Origin of the sequence: Bradyrhizobium sp. SZCCHNS1050, assembly GCF_032484785.1 — a bacterium.
Lineage (GTDB): Bacteria > Pseudomonadota > Alphaproteobacteria > Rhizobiales > Xanthobacteraceae > Bradyrhizobium.
Map to the genome: position 1 here is coordinate 2,988,104 of NZ_JAUETR010000001.1, position 18,538 is coordinate 3,006,641.

Sequence of the window (18,538 nt, forward strand, 5' to 3'; positions counted from 1 at the left end):
ATCGGCAGGCTAAAGTATGCTTCCATTGCCTTCGTGCAGGCTAAGGAGGCGTTCTCGGATGTCTCACTTTGACGCTGGTTCAGAAGGGAACGCTAGTTGCGCGAGAACAGCCGCCGCCTCACACTCGGTGCAGCCCAAGCCAGATAGCTTTCGCTACATTTGCATCGTCAAGATATCCTGTGATCCCGTGCCTATTGTCGGTGTAGTTGTTGACGGTGCCAATATTGATAATCGATGGGTCTACGTCGAAATTGTTGGTGTCAAGCGGATACAAAGAAACGATGTCACGAGGATCGTAAGCGTTGTACCATCCATTGATGCCGAACGGGTTTGAGATAGGTGTCACTGATTTTCGGATCGCTCGAATCGCAAGGGGGGAGCCTACTGTCACGTAAGCCGGAAGCGGAGTGAACCGCGCCTTAAGAACGTTGTAAGCGACAACGCTCCCAAGGGAATGTCCCACGACAACCGACGTTTCTTGGGCAAGTAGATCCGCTACGATACTATCGATCGCGTTTCGGACCGAATCGCGCTGCGTGTATAGAAAAACGTCGCGCATGAAGACCTCAATTGTGCCTTGCGATATCGTCGTTATGCGACGATCGATAAGACGAACGATGGCTTGCACCCATTTCCAGTTTTGCAGCCCTTTTTCCGCCGGCGCTGATCCTAGCTGGGCTTGCACCTCTGCATCGCTAATTCCGACGCGGAGCCGCATTTCATTAGCGATTTGCCGTCGAAACTCGGCGTACTCGTCGAATGCCGGACTCCCTTTGGGAGCAATAGCCGGGTCGGCCGGCAACTCAAACTGACGAACGAAGTGGTCGAGGCGATCCCCATAGAAAGGAAAATCGAACACGACGCCAGCGGGCAACGCCAATCCGGCCTTATTAAGTCCGTTGTTCAGCGCCTCAAGCCATTTCGCTTTCAGCGTTTCAGGATTGTTATGTTCTTGGCTGCGGCCGTGCACAAACAGAACTCTCATTGAAGTTCTCCAAGTCTGCCGTGCTGGATCGCGTCAATAATCGCCTGCGTTCGAGACGGAGTGAATGTAGTCCATAGCGCGGGTTCGAGTTCATCTTGGGCATGATCGAGAACTTCAGGGAGTACGATGCGTCGCGCGCGCAAGAAGTTCCAGCCTTGCGTCAGCATTGGACAGAATGGCACGATCGCCGAGTTGCCAGGATCCTGTTCGGCAATTCGTCTCGCCAGCATCGCGACATCGAACAACTTGCTTCGCAAGTCGCCGGTCATACAGTCGAGAACAAAAGAGATATCGTCGCGGCGATCGGCTTCAGAATAGGCGTATGCCGCATACAAAGCTGCGGTTGGATCGAGCCCCTCCCCAACGCGAATTCGCTCGGCAAGTTCGCTAGCATGTGGTGTCTCGTTCAGGCGAAACACGCCAAACTGCGCAGCAGCAGCGACCACAGCCCTCAACCGATCCAATCTCTGCCGTCGATGGCTATAGTCGACCCAGCGAGGGCTATTTTGGGCCGGGATATAACTGACGTTTACAACTTTTCTGCCGTCCACGATTACGTGACCGACATATCCGTTCAATGCCGCCAATGCTGTGCCGTAGCCGTTTGTGAACCTAATCACAACAGTGCAGCCGCCGGTCCGTGGTGTGCCAATTGAAATCGCGTTTGGACCCCTTACATCTCCCAACGAGCTGAGTTTGGGCCGCTCGCCGGTTGCAACTATGGCGTCAGAGATTGCTGCACCTATGATTACGAATCCGGATGTGGTCACGGAGGGATGGATGCTAGGTGAGAGCGCTCCGAGCGTTGCGAGGACATGCTTGAACGGCTTGGCCGCAGCAGTCGAGAATGGTCGTGCATCCTCGATCATTTCGGTCCCTCGCATCCCTAGCGCGTGACTTAGAGCAAGGGACGCGACCTCCCGCACGTGAAGAACCTGCGTAGCGGGAGCGACATCGGCGATGTCGCCACTCCAATCCGCGGGTGCCGGCTTCGCTTTTGCAGTGCCGATATAGACCGTGTCGTCAGAAAGAACTTCCGCATCCGGTAACTGGCTCAAACGGACATCTATGTTAGCCAGGAGCGATGGCACCTCACGCTCAAGGTACTTACCGAGGTTGCGGTTCGGGATTATGCTAATAGAACGGCCATCTTCTACGATTTCACGAATCATGTCGGCGTCTGGTCTCTCAAACGCCTGCAGGAAGCAGTGCGTGAACACGTTCGTTATAAGACCTTCTTTGCCGATCGGGGCTTCGAAAGCAGAAGCACCTTGCGCTGCTGCCATGAACTTATCGACCTTTGCGCGCTTCCGCTGGATATCTTCATTTGGGAAGACGATAGTGCCTCGCACCTTGAGAGCTCGAGGCGTGTCCGGAATCGTGCGACAGGCGTCTGAGATGATCACGACGCTTGGTATCCCACAATCTTTTGCGAACTCGGCCGTTTCCGCCCAACTGATCGCAGCGTTGGCGTCGGCTGGTGCGCCGCTAAGGAGCCAAATCTCAGAATCGTTTTTCCAGTATCCGTGGCCTGAGAAATAGATGACGAGTTGCTCGAAAGTGCCGGTTCCGATAAATCCCTGGATCGCTTCTGCGATTTGACGAGGCACTACGGGTTCAGTCTGGTCGGTTATGATGACCACCTCGAATCCCTCAGTGGCCAACCACTTGCCAAAAGCTTCCGCGCCGCTTGCAGACGCCTTAAGGACCGGTAGAGCGCCTGTCTTATTGACCCCTATGACCACGGCTCCACGCTTCCTAGGCATGACGTCTCCTCAATTCCGTCGCCGTTCACGCAACGATAGATCATGTTAAATCAGGGCTGCAACCCAAAATGAGCCTCTTTGGCCGAAGCAAGGAGTGTCTTGAGGCGCCCTGAGGGCGGCGCCTTCTCGACGAGCCGCCATGATCTGTAAGGTGGCTCTCTGCTGAGAAATGAAAGCGTAACGTCACTGTCCTTTGGTTTCGACGACAGCCGGCCGGCTGCGACTCCGCCTCGCGCGTGGCGCATAAGTCGAAAAGCAGCGTTGCGATTGATCCCGTCGGCGCGTTCTTCAGCGCGGCTGTCGATTTCGCGTAGCGGATCGGGGGAGTTGTGCTGAGTACCCAGGTAGATTGGACTGCGGGGCAGCGCCGACGTTTTGAGCGGGTGCAGGACCTAAGGTAGAGAAGTTGGATCAACTCGGGGGGGGGACGTGCTCTTGCTGGGTAAGATGCCATACGTGACCGTGCTGCCACCCGAAGTGCGCCCTGCTACCGATGGGAGAACTTCCAATGGTGCGAGCCGGCCGATGGTAGTCCGACGTGGTCGACGAGAGGTCACGGCGTACGCATCCGGTGAAGACCGCCAATTGAGCGGCGGCGCGGGTTTGAGGCTTGACCCGTTTGATCAGGCGCCAGCCGACGCTTCGGCGATCTTCCAGTTGCAGGGCAGCAGGTCGGTGACCTTTGCTGGCCGGATATCCGGCCGTCTGGCGAGCACGTCGGCCAGCCACGCTTGAGATCGACATTATTGAGCTTCGCGGTCTGGATCAGGGAGTAGATCGCAGCAGCGCAGCGGCCGCCGTCGTCGGAGCCGACGAAGGTCCAGTTCTTGCGGCCGACAGCCGCGGGGCGCAGCTCGCGCCGGCTGCGTGGTTGGACATGCACAGCGTTCCGTCGTCAAGTAGCGCGTGAACGCCTCCCAGCGTTTGAGGTTGTAGTCGATCGGCGGTCTCGCTCTTCGGAGAACTTGGCGCGGCGCTCGTGCAGGAAGGCGTGGGCCGCGCCGACCAGCGGGTGCTGCGTTGGTTGCGTATAGCGGCGCGCTCGTGTGCCGCTGGCCATTGATCTCGCGCTCGAACGCGAACGACCCATCGATCTTGGCGATCGCTTCGATCGCGATCGGCGCCTTTCTTAATCCCGCGACTCGAAGAAACTGCGCCGCGCATGGTCGCCATGCGGATCGCGCTTCAATGTCTCCTGGACCAGCAGGGCAAGGCCGTCGAAGCCCCTGCGCATGTCGGTATGCCGGCGCAAGCCAGACCTGGGTGCCGGAGGGGATCGGGATCGTCATCGCGAACCCGCCTGGAGCGCCGCAATCACCGCGGTCCCATCGCGCCATAAGCCGCGCCGTTGATCCGGATCCGTGTCCCGGACCCGCATTCGATCTCGATCAGCCCATGCGCAAAATTAGCGGCTGCGTGCGGATGGGCAGCGATCTTTCACCGCCGGAAAGCCGAACCGAATTGCCTCCTGGCTGCACAGCTGTTGTCGCCGGCGAAACACCTGGCAGGCATGCACACCGAACGCCCGTGCGCCCCCGAGGATCGTCGCTCCGGGCTGAAGCGTCGCAGCCACAATCGGCTCCTCGGCCGCCTGCGGCCAATACCGCCGGCGGCGCTCCGACGTGATCACTTCCACTTCCGCCTTCGTCATCGGACCAGCTCCAGGACTAGTCCTATGGCTTCTCCAAGCGGCACCTCCGGAGTAAGCCGGCCGTCACCTGGAGCTTACGTCACAGCGTCCTTTCGGCTGGCACAAAATGACCGCGCGTGGTCGGCTTCGCTGAAGGTCGATCGTGTCCCCAAGCGTGGTGTAGCTGGCGGCCCACCGCGTTCGCCGGCTGGAGCCGGGCCTGTCAGCTGGCGATAGCCGTGAGGCTGACGTTCGGATCATCGCTCAATGGCGCGATGGTTTCCAGCGTCATGTAGCGGGCGCGTTGGACCGCCCATTCATCGTTCTGTTCGAGCAGGACAGCTCCGATGAGGCGGACGATAGCGTCCTCATTGGGGAAGATGCCGACCACCTCGGTGCGCCGTTTGATCTCGCCGTTGAGGCGTTCGATCGGATTGGTGGAGTGCAACTTGGTCCGATGCTGCGGCGGGAACGTCATGTAGGCAAGCACGTCGGTCTCGGCCTCGTCGAGGAAGCCGGCAAGCTTGGGCAGCTTGGGACGGAGCTGATCGGCGACCTTGCGCCATTGGGTGCGAGCGGCCTCGGCATCGTCCTGGGCAAAGGCCGTGGCGATGAAGGCGGAGACCACGCGCCGTCCGCTCTTGCCGGCATGAGCCAGCACGTTCCGCATGAAGTGGACGCGGCAGCGTTGCCAGCTGGCGTTGAGCACCTTGGTCACGGTGGCCTTGATGCCCTCGTGGGCGTCGGACACCACCAGCTTGACGCCGCGCAAGCCGCGGCGGGCCAGCTTGCGCAGGAAGGCGGTCCAGAACGTCTCGGCCTCGGACGGCCCGATGTCCATGCCGAGAACCTCGCGCCGGCCGTCGCTGTTGACGCCGACTGCAACGATCACCGCGACGGAGACGATGCGCCCCTGCTGGCGCACCTTCACATAGGTGGCGTCGATCCAAAGATAGGGCCAGTCACCCTCGATTGGACGGCCGAGGAAGGCCTTCACTTTGTCGTCGATCTCGCCGCACAACCGACTGACCTGGCTCTTGGAGATGCCGGTCATGCCCATCGCCTGCACCAGATCGTCGACCGAACGGGTCGAGACGCCCTGAACGTAAGCCTCCTGAACCACGGCGGTGAGCGCCTTCTCGGCCATGCGCCGCGGCTCCAGGAAGCCGGGGAAATAGGAGCCCTTGCGCAGCTTTGGGATGCGCAGCTCCACCGCACCGGCGCGGGTCTCCCAGATCCGGTCGCGGTAGCCATTGCGCTGGGCCAGACGTTCGGGGCTCTTCTCGCCATAGGCAGCCCCGGTCTGGCTCTCGACCTCCAGCTCCATCAGGCGCTGGGCCGCAAAGCCGATCATCTCGCGCAGCAGATCGGCGTCTGGGGTCTTCTCTACCAGCGTGCGCAGGTTCATCATGTCTTCGGTCATCGGTGGTTCCTCGGTTGCGTTGGCGTGTCGCAACCCGATCCTACCGGAGAACTGCCGGTGACCACCGCAAAGCCGCCCGCCCGCTACGGCGCTATTTGGGAGCGCGCGTCCGGGCGGCTTTGCTCCACCGAGCTACACCACCTCCGGGGACACGACCTGAAGGTCGCGTCGGTTACACGCCTCTTGGCTTGTAAATGATGGGTTAGAGACCGCTGGCCGCCGCAGCCATGATTTCCATACAAGGGTGGCGCTGAGAATTGGGCTGCGTGACCGCCAGATCGGATGTTAAGCGCGTTGGAGGCGACGCGAACTACCGTGTGCCTAGAGAGTTTTCCGAGGCCGACAGAATTCCGTGATGGCGTTCGCGACAGCAGAAGCGATATTTACTTGGTATGCAGGCGTCGCAATCAGTAGCTCCTCGTCTCGGTTAACGATTACGCCGCCCTCCAGCAGCACTGCCGGCATTTTTAGCGCGCGAAGCAAGGCCAAGTCGTCTCGCTTGTAGATTCCCCGGGTAGAATCCGCATAGGGTTTCCTTGCTCCCCATGGCTTCCAGGCCTCATGAATCCGGTTAAAGTTCAAACCTTTCTCAATCAATTGATCCGCGATTAAGCGCGCTAGCTCCAAGCTCTCGAGGTATTTTGGATTGCTCGGTGCGACGTGAAGGGAGAACCCATTCGATTGATCGAAGAAGTAGAGTGTTTGGCCGCCGTACGTCCACTTGTTAAGATAATCGTCGTTGATGCCGTCATGATGAACAGAAATGAATACATTGGCATTCATTGCGTTAGCGAGATCCGCCCTTTGGGCGAGAGTAGTTCCCACTCTAGGGATCAAGAGGCGTGTGGAACGAAAACCTTCGCTGATCAGTTCATCGCTAACTCGCGTTGCAAGCTTGATATTAAAATCATATTCGGGCACGCCGCGGGCGCTTGTTTCTCCCCAGCTGCATACTTTACCTCGTTGACATTGTTGCAGCGGCTGGCGCGCGATGTGTCCCACGTCGATCGCGATGACGATGTCCTCTGTCGCTCTCGAACTGCAGCTAGCCGCGAGCACGACCTGGCAAGGCGACAACAGAAGCGGGATCATCAGTGGGAACACGAGGGCCCATTGTATTACGCGCATATGCGCCTCCACGGAGTCGATAGTCCGTTCGTTAAGAAACGGATGGTCCATCCATCCGTTTGCACCTGAAACAACATATCTAGCACCCCTGCTCTGTAAGATCATTGGTCGTGCGGGTGTGGATAGAATTGCCGTTCTGTGGAATCGCCGCGACGATGGTGGCACTAGCGTCGAGCCGCGAGCACATTAAGATCATCGTTGGGGCAATGCTGGCGGTCCGAAGTTTTGCGAAGCGATGGGGAACCGGCGTCTCAGCACTAAAACGATTGAGCGTCGACGGCTAGCGATTGTGAAGTCCCTCTAAGTGCTGCTCGAGTGAATCCTCGGGACCCTGAGGGGTAACTCCGTGGGGCCGCCAGTTCGATAGTCACACAACCAATTGAGGGAAATTCATATTTCACGCCGCTTGGCAGACATATTCTCGATTTGGTTCAAGGCGGTGACCTGCCACCGAAGTGTCATCCAGTAGCATTTAGAGCCCTGTTGTGCCGAGCGGTCCCGGTAGAGCAACGGTGGAGGCGGAGCTGGTCGGGATCTTCTAGCCGATGGCGCGTTGCGTTGAGGTCCGCGTCTACGCAGGGGTCTGATAGGCCACCGATGAGTACGGCCGGTCGTTCTTGTAGTCGGCGGCCGGCGAGCCCGCGCCTAGTGTCGTCCAGGTCAAAAAACAGCGTTTCGTTCAGAACTGGTCGCGCATCCAGCAGGCTCGGCATCGCAACCATGGAGGCGGTTTGCACTGGCAACCTTTCGCGGCGGAAGGGCAGCAGGTCGTGATGCTCTGGCGCCGATAGGAAAAGCGGATTTGTTCACCGCGAAATCTCCCAATGTGCCTTGTAAGCTGGCGCGTGATCGGCCGTCGTAGTTCAGCCGTAATCGTCCCCCGTTCTCCGGCGCAATCCGCGGTTCGGATAGGGGTAGCGTCGCGGGCAGCCGACGATAGTGTCGAGCTAACCGATTGATTCTACATTTAGATTAGATTTGTTTGCGCGGACTCCCCTCTCCGCCATCGGTTTTGGCAGCGGCGGAAAACCTTCAAAAAAGCCGACTCCAGCCGACAGTCTTTTGCAGTCCATCATCGGTCCGCTCTCTCCTCTATCCTCGGAAGCGGTCCGCAACACGCCAGCAGTCCCTCAGTCCTGATCATCGAGGCGTGATTCCAGATGACGCTGTTTGATGTCTGCTTCGAGTTCGGCCGTGCGTTCAATCATGCTGTGAACAATCGTTTCGCGGTCGAGTTTGGTTAGTCCGCGAATGCCATGTTCTCGCAACTCCTCTTCGAGGATCGCGGCCATGATGGATACGATGCTCATTCGCTCCAATCCTTCCATCGAAAGTTGATCAGCAACAAAATTTGTACGGCGTCATTAGTTCTCTTCTGTTGGATTCGGCTCGAAGGAATATGGAACGGATGCCACCTCGCAAACCGCTTCGATCAAGGAACGAACAGCCCGAGCGTGCCAGTCGTTCTGATCAAGCGGCGTATCCCAATATTCTGAAACGACGTAGGCTGCATGGCGAGCTTTCACGCCCAAGCCGGCTATCGTTCGTGCCGGTGTGCCCATAATGGCCTGTTCTACGGGCGCTAGATCGGCGAGCATGGTTTCAATTCGATCGAGATGATCTGGTGATGCCGGGTCGTACAAGGATCGTATCTTGCCCAGAGCCTCTTCGAGCTGCTTGCCCAATACGAGCAAGCCTAAATCGTCGTCGGTTGCCCGTCGATTTTTGGCGAGGTCTGAAGTTGATCGGCTACAGGCATTGTTCGGATTGTCGCCGTCGCGGTGGCCAGAGTGAGAACCGACTTTGGTCTGAGACTCGAAAGACTGTTGGGAAGAGAGGGGCTTCATTGCTCAGGTATCCTCAATGAACGGCAACATGCACCCGAAATTGCGCAGACGGTCAGCTCGGAATTCTCAAGGCTATCCACATGAGATTTCGTCTCTATACGGGTAGATAATACCCTTAAGAGGTGGATTTATAACCTTATAGTGGCGCTTTTGCTAGGGCTGTCGATGGTGATCTCATGGTCACCTCTCGACAAATTCGGGCTGCTAGAGCGTTGCTTGGCTGGTCCCAGCAGCAACTCGCGGACAAGGCGATCGTGTCCCTGAACGCCGTCGCAAGGCTCGAGGGCGGCGTCGTGGATTCGCGGATAAGTACGGTGCAGGCCGTTCAGGAAGCTTTGGTCAAAGCCGGCATAGAATTTCTTGATGCGGACCAAAAAGGCGAAGGCGTGAGGCTCAAGAGCCCGAAGGCCTAACCAGCCCCCAGATCAATGTAGCCCTTGCCCCATTAAATGGCGTGGCAATTCGAGCACATCGCTTTGGCTTCTGACGATCAAATCCAATTCGCCGAAGGCACCTTTGGCGCTGAACGCAAATCTGATCGGTGGCTGCGAAGAACGTGTCCCGAGCTCTTCCCGAACCCGCAATATGAGCTTTGATTGGGTGGCGCACCCGACACGATTCGAACGTGTGGCCTTCGCCTTCGGAGGGCGACGCTCTATCCAGCTGAGCTACGGGTGCCTGCGCTGCTTACGCAGTGCTTACGCGGAAACTTCGTGGCTGTGAAGCGATCCGCGCCGATTTCTTAAGTGTCTGAAACCCAAGTGACTTTTTACTTTCACACTGCCGCAAAACAGCTTGACATCTGCCTTCGGAGGGCAACGCTCTATCCAGCTGAGCTACGGGTGCGTACGGCAAATCGTTTAGCCGATTGCCTGGGCGACGGCAACGGCCTTGGATGCTCCCCGGACCAGGCGGACGGGCCGCTCGCGCCGCGAGGCGGCAGTTCGGCGGGGTGCGCGGCCGGACCGCTCCCGCCGACCCGCCTTACGCCGGCACGATGGTCTTGCCGATCGGCCACAACGCCAGCCCGGCGAGCTTCAGATGGGCCCAGGCGAAGGGCAGGCCGACGATGCTTACCGCGAGCACGATTGCGGTCAGGAGGTGGCCGAGCGCCAGCCACCAGCCGGCCAGCACGAACCAGATGATGTTGCCGAGCAGCCCGAGAACGCCGGTTCCGACGTCTTCCATGCCGGTGAGCTGGTCGCGGCGGACGGCGCGCGAGCCGAACGGCAGCAGCGTATAGGCGGCGATGTTGAATGCGGCGCGGGACCAGGGCAGCCCGACGATCGTGATCGCCATGACGACCGCGGCGACCAGCCAGCCGAACGCCATGTAGGCGCCGCCGCACAGGATCCAGAGGATGTTCAGAAGCATGGAAACCGGCTGCATGACGACCTGCCAACTCCGTTGTTGCCGCTCCGGATATAGGAACGCGGCGCCAAGGCCGGTAGCGGGCCGGTCGTCGAAATCTGCGTGGCCTCGCGCCGCAGGCTCGGCCGGGGCGGCCAGGCGTTGACGGCGCCGCAAAGCGGGCTCAGCCGGCGGCCTGCAAGCTCCCTGCCGCCGCTTCCGGACCGAACAGCTTGCGCAGCTCGGCCGCCGGCTTCGGGGCGCTGAACAGGTAGCCCTGCATCTCCGTGCAGCCGAGCTGGCGCAGCGCCGTCTGCTGCGCCCCGGTCTCGACGCCCTCGGCCGTGGTCGTCATGTTGCTGGCGGTGGCGATGCTCACCACCGCCTGGACGATCGCCGACGAGCTGCCGGCGCCGATGTCGCTGACGAAGCAGCGGTCGATCTTGATCTTGTCGAACGGAAACCGCTTCAGATAACTCAGCGACGAATAGCCGGTGCCGAAATCGTCGAGTGCGATACGCACGCCCATGTCGTGCAACTGGTGCAGGATGCCGAGCGCGACGTCGTCGTCGCTGATCAGCACCGCCTCGGTGATCTCGACCTCGAGCCGTTCGGGCGCAAGGCCGGCCGTCGACAGCGCGCCTGCGATCCGCAGCGCCAGGGTCGGCGATTTGAGCTGCACCGGCGAGACGTTCACGGCGATGCGGATGCCGGCGGGCCAATGCGCGGCCTCGGCGCAGGCGGTGCGCAACACCCAGTCGCCGATCTCGTTGATGAGCCCGGTGTCCTCGGCGAGCGGAATGAAGTCGAGCGGCGGCACCATCCCTCGCTCCGGATGACGCCAGCGCAACAGCGCCTCGCAGCCGGTCATGACGTTCTCGCTGAAGCCGAGCAGCGGCTGGTAATGCAGCTCGAACTGGCCTTCGGTGATCGCCCGGCGCAGGTCCTGCTGCAACTGCAGCCGCGCGCGCGCGGTTTCATCCATCGCGGGCTCGAAGAAACGGAAAGTGCGGCGGCCGCCGGCCTTGGCGGCATACATTGCGAGGTCGGCATTCTTGGTCAGCTGGTCGCGCTCGACGCCGTCATGGGGCGCCAGCGCGATGCCGATGCTGGCGTCGGTCGACAATTGGTGGCCCAGGCATTTATAGGGCTTGCGGATCGCGTCGAGGATCTCCTTCACGGCCACGATGACCTCGTCCCGGTCCGCAACGGTGGTCAGCAGCACCGCGAATTCGTCGCCGCCGAGCCGGGCCACCATATCCTCCGGCGCGAGACAGCCCTCGATGCGCCGCGCGATCGTCTTCAACAGCTCGTCGCCGACATGATGGCCGAGCGAATCGTTGATGCCCTTGAACTCGTCGACATCGATATAGAGCAGCGCGAAGAAGGTGCCGTGGCGCGCGCGTTCCAGCTCCTCATCGATGCGTTCCTGGAACAGCACGCGGTTCGGCAGCTCGGTCAACGCGTCGAAATGCGCGAGATGGGCGATCTTCTCGTCGGCCAGCCGCCGCTCCGTGGTGTCCTCGATCACGTTGATCAGATAGCGCGGCCGCTGCGCATCATCCGCGATGGCGATGCGCCGTGACGTGATGTAACGCAATCCCAGCCCCGGACTCTGCCAGGGATGTTCGGCGAGAAACAGCCCGTCCGACTGCTCCAGAGCCCGGTCGTCGTCCGCGGTCACCTTTTCCGCGACCGGTCGCGGCAGCAGGTCGAACGCCGTCTTGCCGACGATCTCCTCGCGCGGCACGCCGAAGCGCTGCTCGGTCGACTGGTTGACCAGTACATAGCGCCGGTCGCGGACGTCCTTGACCATGATGTGCGACGGGATGTGGTCGATGATCTCGCGCAGGAATGCGTAGTTGCGGTCGCGCTCCTGCTCGAGCCTGCGATGCTCGCTGATGTCCTCGATCGTCGTGACCCATCCGCCCGAGGCCAGCGGCTTGTCGATGATGTTGAAGAAGCGGCCGGCTCCGCCCTCCGCGATCATCTGCGACGTGCCGCCTGCCGCGGCTCTGTCGATGATGTCGGCGCAGAAGTCGGTCACGTCGCCGTTGAAGGATCCGCGCGCCTTGCAGTGCGCGATGACCTCGCTGAGGTGGGCGCCGGGCCTGATCACGTCCGTGGACAGGCCGAGCAGGTCGATGAAGCGCTGATTGAACATCACGACGCATGCGTTCGCGTCGAACGAGATCAGCCCCTGCGTCATGTTGTCCAGCGCAGTCTCGACCCTTTGCTTCTCGGTCTCCAGTTGACGCGTTGCCGCACGCCCCTGTCGCACGATCTGCCGGATCATCAGGGTGAACGTCACGGCGATGACGGCGATCGCAAGCACCGCCGCACCCACGATCAGCACCATCTGCGATCGCCAGTCCGCGAGCGCATCGTCGACCGGCCTATTGGCCGAGATGACGAGCGGAAAGCGCCCGATCCTGGAAGCCGACGCGATCTTCTCCAGGTTGTCGACGGAGCTCGTGAGCAGGGTCGTGCGCAGGCCACTCTCGGCGACCCCCTTCAGCAACTCGTCGTTCCCTATCCTGGCGCCCATCAGGGATTCGGCGTGCGGGTAGCGCGCCAGCACGGCGCCGTCGGAATGGACCAGCATGATCGACGAGCCCTTCCCGAGAGCCATCGATTCCAGGAACGTCTCGTAGGTGTGCGGATCCACGCGGCGGGTCAGCAAGCCAAGGAATTCCCCGTTGGCGCCGTTCAGGCGATGCGCGACGATGGTCGCCCAGCCGCCGGTGACGCGGCTCATGACCGGCAGGATCACGAAGCTGTCCGGCCGCGATGCCGATTGCAGGTCCTTGAAGTAGGAGCGGTCCGCGACGTTGATGGGCGGCAGTGGGTCGCTGGACGACCAGTTCACGAAATTGCCGTCGACGTCGACGATCGTGAGGTCTCCCATATAGGACAGGCCGCTGACCTGAGAGCGCAGCATCTCGCTGATCTCGGGTCTTGCCATCTCGGACCGGAACGCCTCCGGCGAACCGATCGACTCGAGCTGCATGCGGCGGATCGCATGCGAAACCGCGGTCTCGGCGTCTTCGAATTGCTGCGCGAAATGCCGGCTCAACAGCAGTACGGTGTTTTCGAGTTCGCGCTCGTTGTTGGCGATCGCACGCGCCCGAAAACCGCTGGCCATGACGATCGTCCCGATGACGATGGCTGCGATCAGAAGCGCTCCGCACGCGATCAGCCATGGCACCGGACCGCGCCAGAGGGACGTGCCAATCCATTCCGGCTCGCTACCGCCGGTCCCTGACGTGTCTGCTGCGCCTTGCATGCCTTGATCGACCCGGGAGGAAATGACTTGTTGCAAGCTCGCTTGATAACAAGGCACTGGTGCCGGTCCGGTTAGGAAATGCGGTTAGCCGTCGCTTAAGCGCGCGTCGAAACTTCGCGGCAAACGATAATTTCCGCATGTGGATACCGTGCGGCCTAGGCTGCTCCGGCGCCGCCGCGCAGAATTTCGGGGGTACTTGCAGCTCAGCGCGCCGCGCCCGGCTTGTTGCGAAGGCGGCCGACGACGCCGGTCGGAAAGAAATAGACGCTGGCGATGAACAGGAGGCCGAGCCACAGCAGCCAGCGGTCGGGGTGCAGCAGGCCGGGCAGCAGCGGCAGTCCGGCGTCCGCCGCCGCGGTCGAAGCGATCCCCATCAGGGCCTGCAGATAATTCTGCGCCAGGATGAAGATGGCAGCCCCAATGATGGCGCCGTAGATCGTGCCCATGCCGCCGATCACGACCATCAGCAGGATGTCGAGCATGATCGAGAAGCTGAGCGACGTGTCGGGGCCGGCATAGCGCAGCCAGAGTGCGTTCAGCATCCCCGCGCAGGCCGCGATCATGGCTGCGATGCAGTTGGCATAGGTGAGATGAAAGACCGTGCGATAGCCGAGCGCCTCGGCGCGGAAGCGGTTCTCGCGGATCGCCTGCAGCACGCGGCCGAACGGCGAGTTGACGACGCGCAGCAGGGCCAGGATCATCAGCGCGCAGGCCGACAGCACCAGGTAATAGGTCAGGATGCGACCGTTGATCGGGAAGCCGAACCAGTCCTTGCCGATGAACACCGTGCCCGGGCGCAACAGCTCGGGCAGCTGGAAGCTGCGGCCGTCCTCGCCGCCCGTCAGCCACGACAATTGCGATGCCAGCACCAGGAAGGCCGAGGCGACCGCGAGCGTGATCATGGCAAAGAAGATCGCCTCGACCCGCAGCGAGAACAGGCCGATCGCGAGCGCCAGCAGCAGCGCGAGCGGCAACCCGGCGGCGGCGGCAATTGCCACCGATGACCAGTTGGGACCGAGGCCATAGAGCGCGATCGCGACCGCGTAGGAGCCAATGCCGTAGAACATCGTATGCGCGAACGACACCGAGCCGGTATAGCCGAGCAGCAGATCGTAGGAGGCGACCAGCGCGGCAAAGATGCAGATCTTGGCGGCGACGTTGAGCGCCTTGGCGCCGGGGAAGATGAAGGGCGTCGCCAGCAGCGCCAGGATGATGACGGTGAGCAGGATGGACAGCGCGCGGCTGCGGGGCGGATCGCCGGACAGGATCATCATCGGCTGGTCACCGCATAGAGACCGCGCGGCCGCCACATCAGCACGGCGACCATCAGCAGGATGTTGGAGACGAGGGCGAGCTTGGGCACCAGGAAGCCGCCATAGTTGGCGACCATCGCAACCAGGACCGCGCCGATGAAGCAGCCGGTGATCGAGCCGAGCCCGCCGATGATCACGACGATGAACACCAGCACGGTGAGCTCGTCGCCGATCGAGGCATGCACCTGCTCGCGATACAGCCCCCACATCACGCCGCCGAGGCCGGCCAGCGCCGAGCCGGTCATGAACACGCCGAGGAACAGCCGGCGGATGCGATAGCCGAGCGCCTCGACCATCTCGCGGTTTTCGACACCGGCGCGGATTAACAGGCCGATCTTGGTCCGGTTCAGCACCAGCTCGATGGCGACGAAGATCGCGAAGCCGACGAGCATGGCCAGCAGCCGGTATTTCGAGATCGCGACGTCGCCGATGATGAAAGACCCGCGCAACGCCGCGGGCAGCGGCATGGGAATGATCTGCGGACCGAACAGCGCATACAGCGTCTGCTCGGCGACGATGAGTCCGCCGGTGGTCATCAGGATCTGCTTGAGGTGCTGGCCGTAGACCGGCAGCACCAGCACGCGCTCGACCACGAGGCCGAGTGCGCCGGTCACGCCCATCGACAGCAGCGCCGCCGGAACGAGGACGGCAAGGTTGGTCAGCAGCGAGTCGGACTGGGCCCAGCCCGCCAGTGGCAGCAGCACCAGCGTCGCAACGTAGGCGCCGACGGCGATGAAGGCACCGTGGCCGAAATTGAGCACGTCCATCAGGCCGAAGACGAGCGTCAGGCCCGAGGCCATGATGAAGATCATCATGCCCATCGCGAGGCTCGCGACCGTCAGGGTCACCCAGGAGCTCGCTGACCCGACCAGCGGGATCATCAGGAGCGCCAGCACGACCGGCAGCAGCAGCGGCGCGATGTCGCGCTTCGGTTTCGGCAGTGCCTCGGTCGCAGCGATCTCGCTCATTGATGCGCCTCCAGGCTGAGGCCGAGCAGGCGCTCCTGCAACGGCACGTCGGCCGCGAGCGCGGCCATCTCGCCGCGATGGACGATGGTGCCATTGTCCATCACAAGCACCTGGTCGCCGAGCTCGCGCGCGGCGTGGAAATTCTGTTCAACGAGGAGAATGGTTGCGCCACGGCGCTTGATCTCCTTGAGGCATTCGATCAGCGACACCACGATCGCCGGCGCCAGGCCCTTGGTGGGCTCGTCGATGAGGAGCAGCTTGCGCGGCTCGACGATGGCGCGGGCGATCGACAGCATCTGCTTCTGGCCGCCGGACAGGCTGCCGGCGCGCGACAGCCAGAACTTCTTCAAGGCGGGAAAGAAGCCGAAGATCCAGGCGAGCTGGGCATCGTCGAGCGGGCCGTTGCGCGCCGCCAGGATCAGGTTCTCCTTCACCGTGAGGTCGGAGAACACGGCCATGCTCTCGGGCACGTAGCCGACGCCGCGCTGCGCGATGTCGGGCGTTGCCAGCCTCTCGATCGGCTCGCCGGCGAGTGAGATGGTGCCGTTCCTGGCCTGCCAGAGGCCCATGATGGTGCGCAAGGTCGTGGTCTTGCCGGCGCCGTTGCGGCCGAGCAGCATCGTGGTCTGGCCCTCGGGCACCTCGAAGTCGACGCGCTGCAGGATGTGATAGCGTCCGATATAGGTCTCGACGCCCGCAAGCTTCAGTAGCGTGCTCATGCCGCACTCCGCGGCGCCACGCCAAGGTAGGCTTCCTGCACGATTGGCGAGGCGATGACCTCCGCGGGCGGACCGTCGGCGACCAGCTGTCCGTTGTGCAGCACGATGATGCGGTCGGCGAGCGAGCGCACGACGTCCATCTTGTGCTCGACCAGCAGGATGATCTTGCTCGTGTCCTGCTTGAGCCTGCCGATGAGGTCGAGCACGACCGGCACCTCGTCGATGCTCATGCCGGCGGTGGGCTCGTCGAACATGAAGACCTTCGGCTCCAGCGCCATCATCAGCGCGACTTCGAGCTTGCGCTGATCGCCATGCGACAGCGTCGTCGCGGTGACGCTGCGGCGGCCGCCGAGCGCGACCTGGTCGAGGATCGCGTCCGCGCGCGCAATCAGGTCGCGCCGCGCCATCCAGGGGCGGAGCAGGTCATAGTGCACGCCGCTCTGCGCCTGCGCAGCGAGCCGCACGTTCTCCTCGACGCTGAGATTGGGAAACAGGTTGGTGAGCTGGAACGCGCGTCCCAAGCCGGCGCGGGTGCGCAGCGGCGCCGAGAGACCGGTGATGTCGCGGCCGTCGAACAGGATGGAGCCCGAGGAGGCCGTCAGCTGGCCGGAGATCAGGTTGAAATAGGTGGTCTTGCCGGCCCCGTTGGGGCCGACGATGGCGGTCAGCTCACCCGGCCTGAAGCTGCAACTGACGCTGTTGACCGCGACATGACCGCCGAAACGGATGGTGAGGTCGCGGGTTTCGAGGGTAAGGGCCATGTCGCCAGCTTGTCACTGCCAGTAAGAATGTGCCCGGCGCGAGGGCCGGGCACGCGATCCATTATCTCACCGCTTGTTGCGGATCGGCACCGCCATCTCGTCGATCTTGATCTCGCGCACCGGCTCGTTGACGGCCCAGGCAAGGTTCGGATCGACCTTGACGCGGAAGTGATACATGCTTTGCAGCGCCTGGTGATCCTCTTTCCGGAAGATCATCTTGCCCTTCGGCGTATCGAACTCCATGCCCTCCATCGCCGCGATCAGCTTCTCGGTGTCGGTCGACTTGGCCTTGGTTACGGCGGTGACGACGGCCATCGCGGCCGAGAAGCCGCCGGCGGTGAAGAAGTCCGGCGGCGCGTTGAAGCGCTTCTGGTGCTCGGCCACCAGCCAGTCGTTCACCGGGTTCTTGGGAATGTCATAATAGTAGTAGGTGGCGCCTTCCATGCCGGGCAGACGCTTGTAGGCGGCAAGCGCCGGCAGGATGTTGCCGCCGGTCGACAGCTCGATGCCGTAGCGCTTCGGATCCATGTCCTGCAGCTTCGTCAGTGGATCGCCGGCGCCGGCCCAGATCACCCAGATGATCTTCTTGCCGGGCTTGTCCTTCAGCGCGTCGAACAGGCGTTGGCCGACGGCGGTGAAGTCGGTGGTGCTGGTCGGCACATATTCCTCGGCGCCCAGCGTCGCGCCGGTCTTGGCCAGCGCCTCCTTGAAGGCAGCGACGCCGTCGCGGCCGAAGGCATAGTCCTGCGCAAGGGTGGCGACCGTGACGCCGGGCTTGCCGATCGCGACCGCGTTGGAGATAGATCGCGTCCTGTGAGGAGTTGCGGCCGGTGCGGAAGATGTAGCGGTTCCACTTCTCGCCCGTGATCTGGTCGGCGACCGCAGGCTCGACGATGAGGATCTTCTTGTTCTCCTCGGCGACCGGCAGATCGGCCAGCGCTGCGGCCGAGGAGGTCGTGCCGATCGCGATGTCGGCGCCGTCATCCTGATAGGCTTCGGAGAGCGCGGCCTTCGACAGGTCGGGCTTGCCCTGGTCGTCCTTGGTGATGATGACGATCTTGCGACCGTCGATCATGTTGGTGCCCTTGGTGGCATATTCGAAGCCGAGGCGGAGACCGGCTTCGGTCTGCTTGGCATAGGCCTCGAGCGGGCCGGTCTTGCCGTAGATGAGAGCGATTTTCAGATCATCGGCCTGGGCGGCGGTCGCCAGCAGGGCGGCGGTCAATGATGAAACAATACCTTTGAGAATATGTGACGTCTTCACGAGCCTTCCTCCCAGCTACTGGCGGCTGTTGCCTGCAACTGATAGTGTGCAGGCTCGGCCTGGGTCAAGGCGCTTTCGGCGGCAGCCCGTGATGGCTC

Annotated in this window: 15 protein-coding genes, 1 tRNA gene and 2 pseudogenes; 1 reads left to right on the top strand and 17 read right to left on the bottom strand. The window is 61.9% G+C overall.

All coding sequences use genetic code 11. The annotated features are described in order from the left end of the window. Positions 1-118: 118 nt before the first annotated feature. The 9 genes and pseudogenes from QX094_RS13535 to QX094_RS13570 all read right to left on the bottom strand — a co-directional run bounded on the left by QX094_RS13535 (position 119) and on the right by QX094_RS13570 (position 8,779). The gene (locus QX094_RS13535) at positions 119-985 is read right to left on the bottom strand and encodes a hypothetical protein (protein WP_284422115.1); all 867 of its coding nucleotides are present in this window, start codon (positions 983-985) and stop codon (positions 119-121) included. Continuing rightward, the gene (locus QX094_RS13540) at positions 982-2,751 is read right to left on the bottom strand and encodes a caspase family protein (protein ID WP_284422114.1); all 1,770 of its coding nucleotides are present in this window, start codon (positions 2,749-2,751) and stop codon (positions 982-984) included. The genes QX094_RS13535 and QX094_RS13540 overlap by 4 nt, the downstream gene beginning before the upstream one ends. A 623-nt stretch (positions 2,752-3,374) precedes the next feature. Beyond that, positions 3,375-3,689, bottom strand: a pseudogene (locus tag QX094_RS34545) (transposase); the annotation flags it as partial. 191 nt (positions 3,690-3,880) lie between these two features. Further along, positions 3,881-3,985, bottom strand: coding sequence for a hypothetical protein (locus QX094_RS34550; RefSeq protein ID WP_284422112.1), 105 nt, complete (start codon positions 3,983-3,985; stop codon positions 3,881-3,883). Between the two features lie 171 nt (positions 3,986-4,156). Beyond that, positions 4,157-4,402: a hypothetical protein gene (locus QX094_RS13550; protein ID WP_284422111.1), complete on the bottom strand. Its 246-nt coding sequence runs from the start codon at positions 4,400-4,402 to the stop codon at positions 4,157-4,159. A 202-nt stretch (positions 4,403-4,604) separates the two neighbouring features. Beyond that, the gene (locus QX094_RS13555; RefSeq protein WP_315714240.1) at positions 4,605-5,804 is read right to left on the bottom strand and encodes an IS256 family transposase; all 1,200 of its coding nucleotides are present in this window, start codon (positions 5,802-5,804) and stop codon (positions 4,605-4,607) included. 321 nt (positions 5,805-6,125) lie between these two features. Then, entirely contained in the window at positions 6,126-6,983 is an 858-nt protein-coding gene (locus QX094_RS13560; protein ID WP_284422110.1) for an N-acetylmuramoyl-L-alanine amidase, read from the bottom strand. Positions 6,984-8,062: 1,079 nt separating this feature from the next. Next, positions 8,063-8,242 (bottom strand): hypothetical protein, encoded by a 180-nt coding sequence (locus QX094_RS13565; protein ID WP_284422109.1) that lies wholly within the window; start codon positions 8,240-8,242, stop codon positions 8,063-8,065. 54 nt (positions 8,243-8,296) lie between these two features. After that, entirely contained in the window at positions 8,297-8,779 is a 483-nt protein-coding gene (locus tag QX094_RS13570) for a hypothetical protein (RefSeq protein ID WP_316173634.1), read from the bottom strand. A 176-nt stretch (positions 8,780-8,955) separates the two neighbouring features. Here QX094_RS13570 and QX094_RS13575 point away from each other — a divergent pair, with 176 nt between their 5' ends. Continuing rightward, positions 8,956-9,192 carry a multiprotein-bridging factor 1 family protein gene (locus QX094_RS13575; RefSeq protein ID WP_284422107.1) on the top strand — a complete coding sequence of 79 codons (237 nt, stop codon included), beginning with the start codon at positions 8,956-8,958 and terminating at the stop codon, positions 9,190-9,192. A gap of 188 nt (positions 9,193-9,380) precedes the next feature. Here the strand turns inward: QX094_RS13575 and QX094_RS13580 are convergent. The 8 genes and pseudogenes from QX094_RS13580 to QX094_RS13615 form a co-directional block, all read right to left on the bottom strand. Next, positions 9,381-9,457: transfer RNA gene (locus tag QX094_RS13580), tRNA-Arg, on the bottom strand. Positions 9,458-9,763: 306 nt separating this feature from the next. Further along, positions 9,764-10,168, bottom strand: a complete 405-nt coding sequence (locus tag QX094_RS13585) for a YccF domain-containing protein (protein WP_315715111.1) — start codon at positions 10,166-10,168, stop codon at positions 9,764-9,766. Between the two features lie 145 nt (positions 10,169-10,313). Beyond that, complete coding sequence (locus QX094_RS13590) at positions 10,314-13,415, bottom strand: EAL domain-containing protein (RefSeq protein WP_315715112.1); 3,102 nt, start codon at positions 13,413-13,415, stop codon at positions 10,314-10,316. A gap of 203 nt (positions 13,416-13,618) precedes the next feature. Next, positions 13,619-14,689, bottom strand: coding sequence for a branched-chain amino acid ABC transporter permease (locus tag QX094_RS13595; RefSeq protein ID WP_315715113.1), 1,071 nt, complete (start codon positions 14,687-14,689; stop codon positions 13,619-13,621). Beyond that, positions 14,686-15,696 carry a branched-chain amino acid ABC transporter permease gene (locus QX094_RS13600; RefSeq protein ID WP_315715114.1) on the bottom strand — a complete coding sequence of 337 codons (1,011 nt, stop codon included), beginning with the start codon at positions 15,694-15,696 and terminating at the stop codon, positions 14,686-14,688. The genes QX094_RS13595 and QX094_RS13600 overlap by 4 nt, the downstream gene beginning before the upstream one ends. Beyond that, on the bottom strand, positions 15,693-16,415 hold the full coding sequence (locus QX094_RS13605; RefSeq protein ID WP_315715115.1) for an ABC transporter ATP-binding protein: 723 nt from the start codon (positions 16,413-16,415) through the stop codon (positions 15,693-15,695). Before QX094_RS13605 ends, QX094_RS13600 begins: the two co-directional genes overlap by 4 nt. Further along, positions 16,412-17,176, bottom strand: a complete 765-nt coding sequence (locus QX094_RS13610) for an ABC transporter ATP-binding protein (RefSeq protein WP_315715116.1) — start codon at positions 17,174-17,176, stop codon at positions 16,412-16,414. Before QX094_RS13610 ends, QX094_RS13605 begins: the two co-directional genes overlap by 4 nt. A gap of 66 nt (positions 17,177-17,242) precedes the next feature. Then, positions 17,243-18,440, bottom strand: a pseudogene (locus tag QX094_RS13615) (substrate-binding domain-containing protein). Positions 18,441-18,538: the final 98 nt, after the last annotated feature.

Coding starts and splice junctions, on each gene's coding strand:
- QX094_RS13535 (WP_284422115.1), bottom strand. CDS start 985: ATGAGAGTTCTGTTTGTGCACGGCCGCAGCCAAGAACATAACAATCCT.
- QX094_RS13540 (WP_284422114.1), bottom strand. CDS start 2,751: ATGCCTAGGAAGCGTGGAGCCGTGGTCATAGGGGTCAATAAGACAGGC.
- QX094_RS34550 (WP_284422112.1), bottom strand. CDS start 3,985: ATGCGCAGGGGCTTCGACGGCCTTGCCCTGCTGGTCCAGGAGACATTG.
- QX094_RS13550 (WP_284422111.1), bottom strand. CDS start 4,402: ATGACGAAGGCGGAAGTGGAAGTGATCACGTCGGAGCGCCGCCGGCGG.
- QX094_RS13555 (WP_315714240.1), bottom strand. CDS start 5,804: ATGACCGAAGACATGATGAACCTGCGCACGCTGGTAGAGAAGACCCCA.
- QX094_RS13560 (WP_284422110.1), bottom strand. CDS start 6,983: ATGGACCATCCGTTTCTTAACGAACGGACTATCGACTCCGTGGAGGCG.
- QX094_RS13565 (WP_284422109.1), bottom strand. CDS start 8,242: ATGAGCATCGTATCCATCATGGCCGCGATCCTCGAAGAGGAGTTGCGA.
- QX094_RS13570 (WP_316173634.1), bottom strand. CDS start 8,779: ATGAAGCCCCTCTCTTCCCAACAGTCTTTCGAGTCTCAGACCAAAGTC.
- QX094_RS13575 (WP_284422107.1), top strand. CDS start 8,956: ATGGTCACCTCTCGACAAATTCGGGCTGCTAGAGCGTTGCTTGGCTGG.
- QX094_RS13585 (WP_315715111.1), bottom strand. CDS start 10,168: ATGCAGCCGGTTTCCATGCTTCTGAACATCCTCTGGATCCTGTGCGGC.
- QX094_RS13590 (WP_315715112.1), bottom strand. CDS start 13,415: ATGCAAGGCGCAGCAGACACGTCAGGGACCGGCGGTAGCGAGCCGGAA.
- QX094_RS13595 (WP_315715113.1), bottom strand. CDS start 14,689: ATGATGATCCTGTCCGGCGATCCGCCCCGCAGCCGCGCGCTGTCCATC.
- QX094_RS13600 (WP_315715114.1), bottom strand. CDS start 15,696: ATGAGCGAGATCGCTGCGACCGAGGCACTGCCGAAACCGAAGCGCGAC.
- QX094_RS13605 (WP_315715115.1), bottom strand. CDS start 16,415: ATGAGCACGCTACTGAAGCTTGCGGGCGTCGAGACCTATATCGGACGC.
- QX094_RS13610 (WP_315715116.1), bottom strand. CDS start 17,176: ATGGCCCTTACCCTCGAAACCCGCGACCTCACCATCCGTTTCGGCGGT.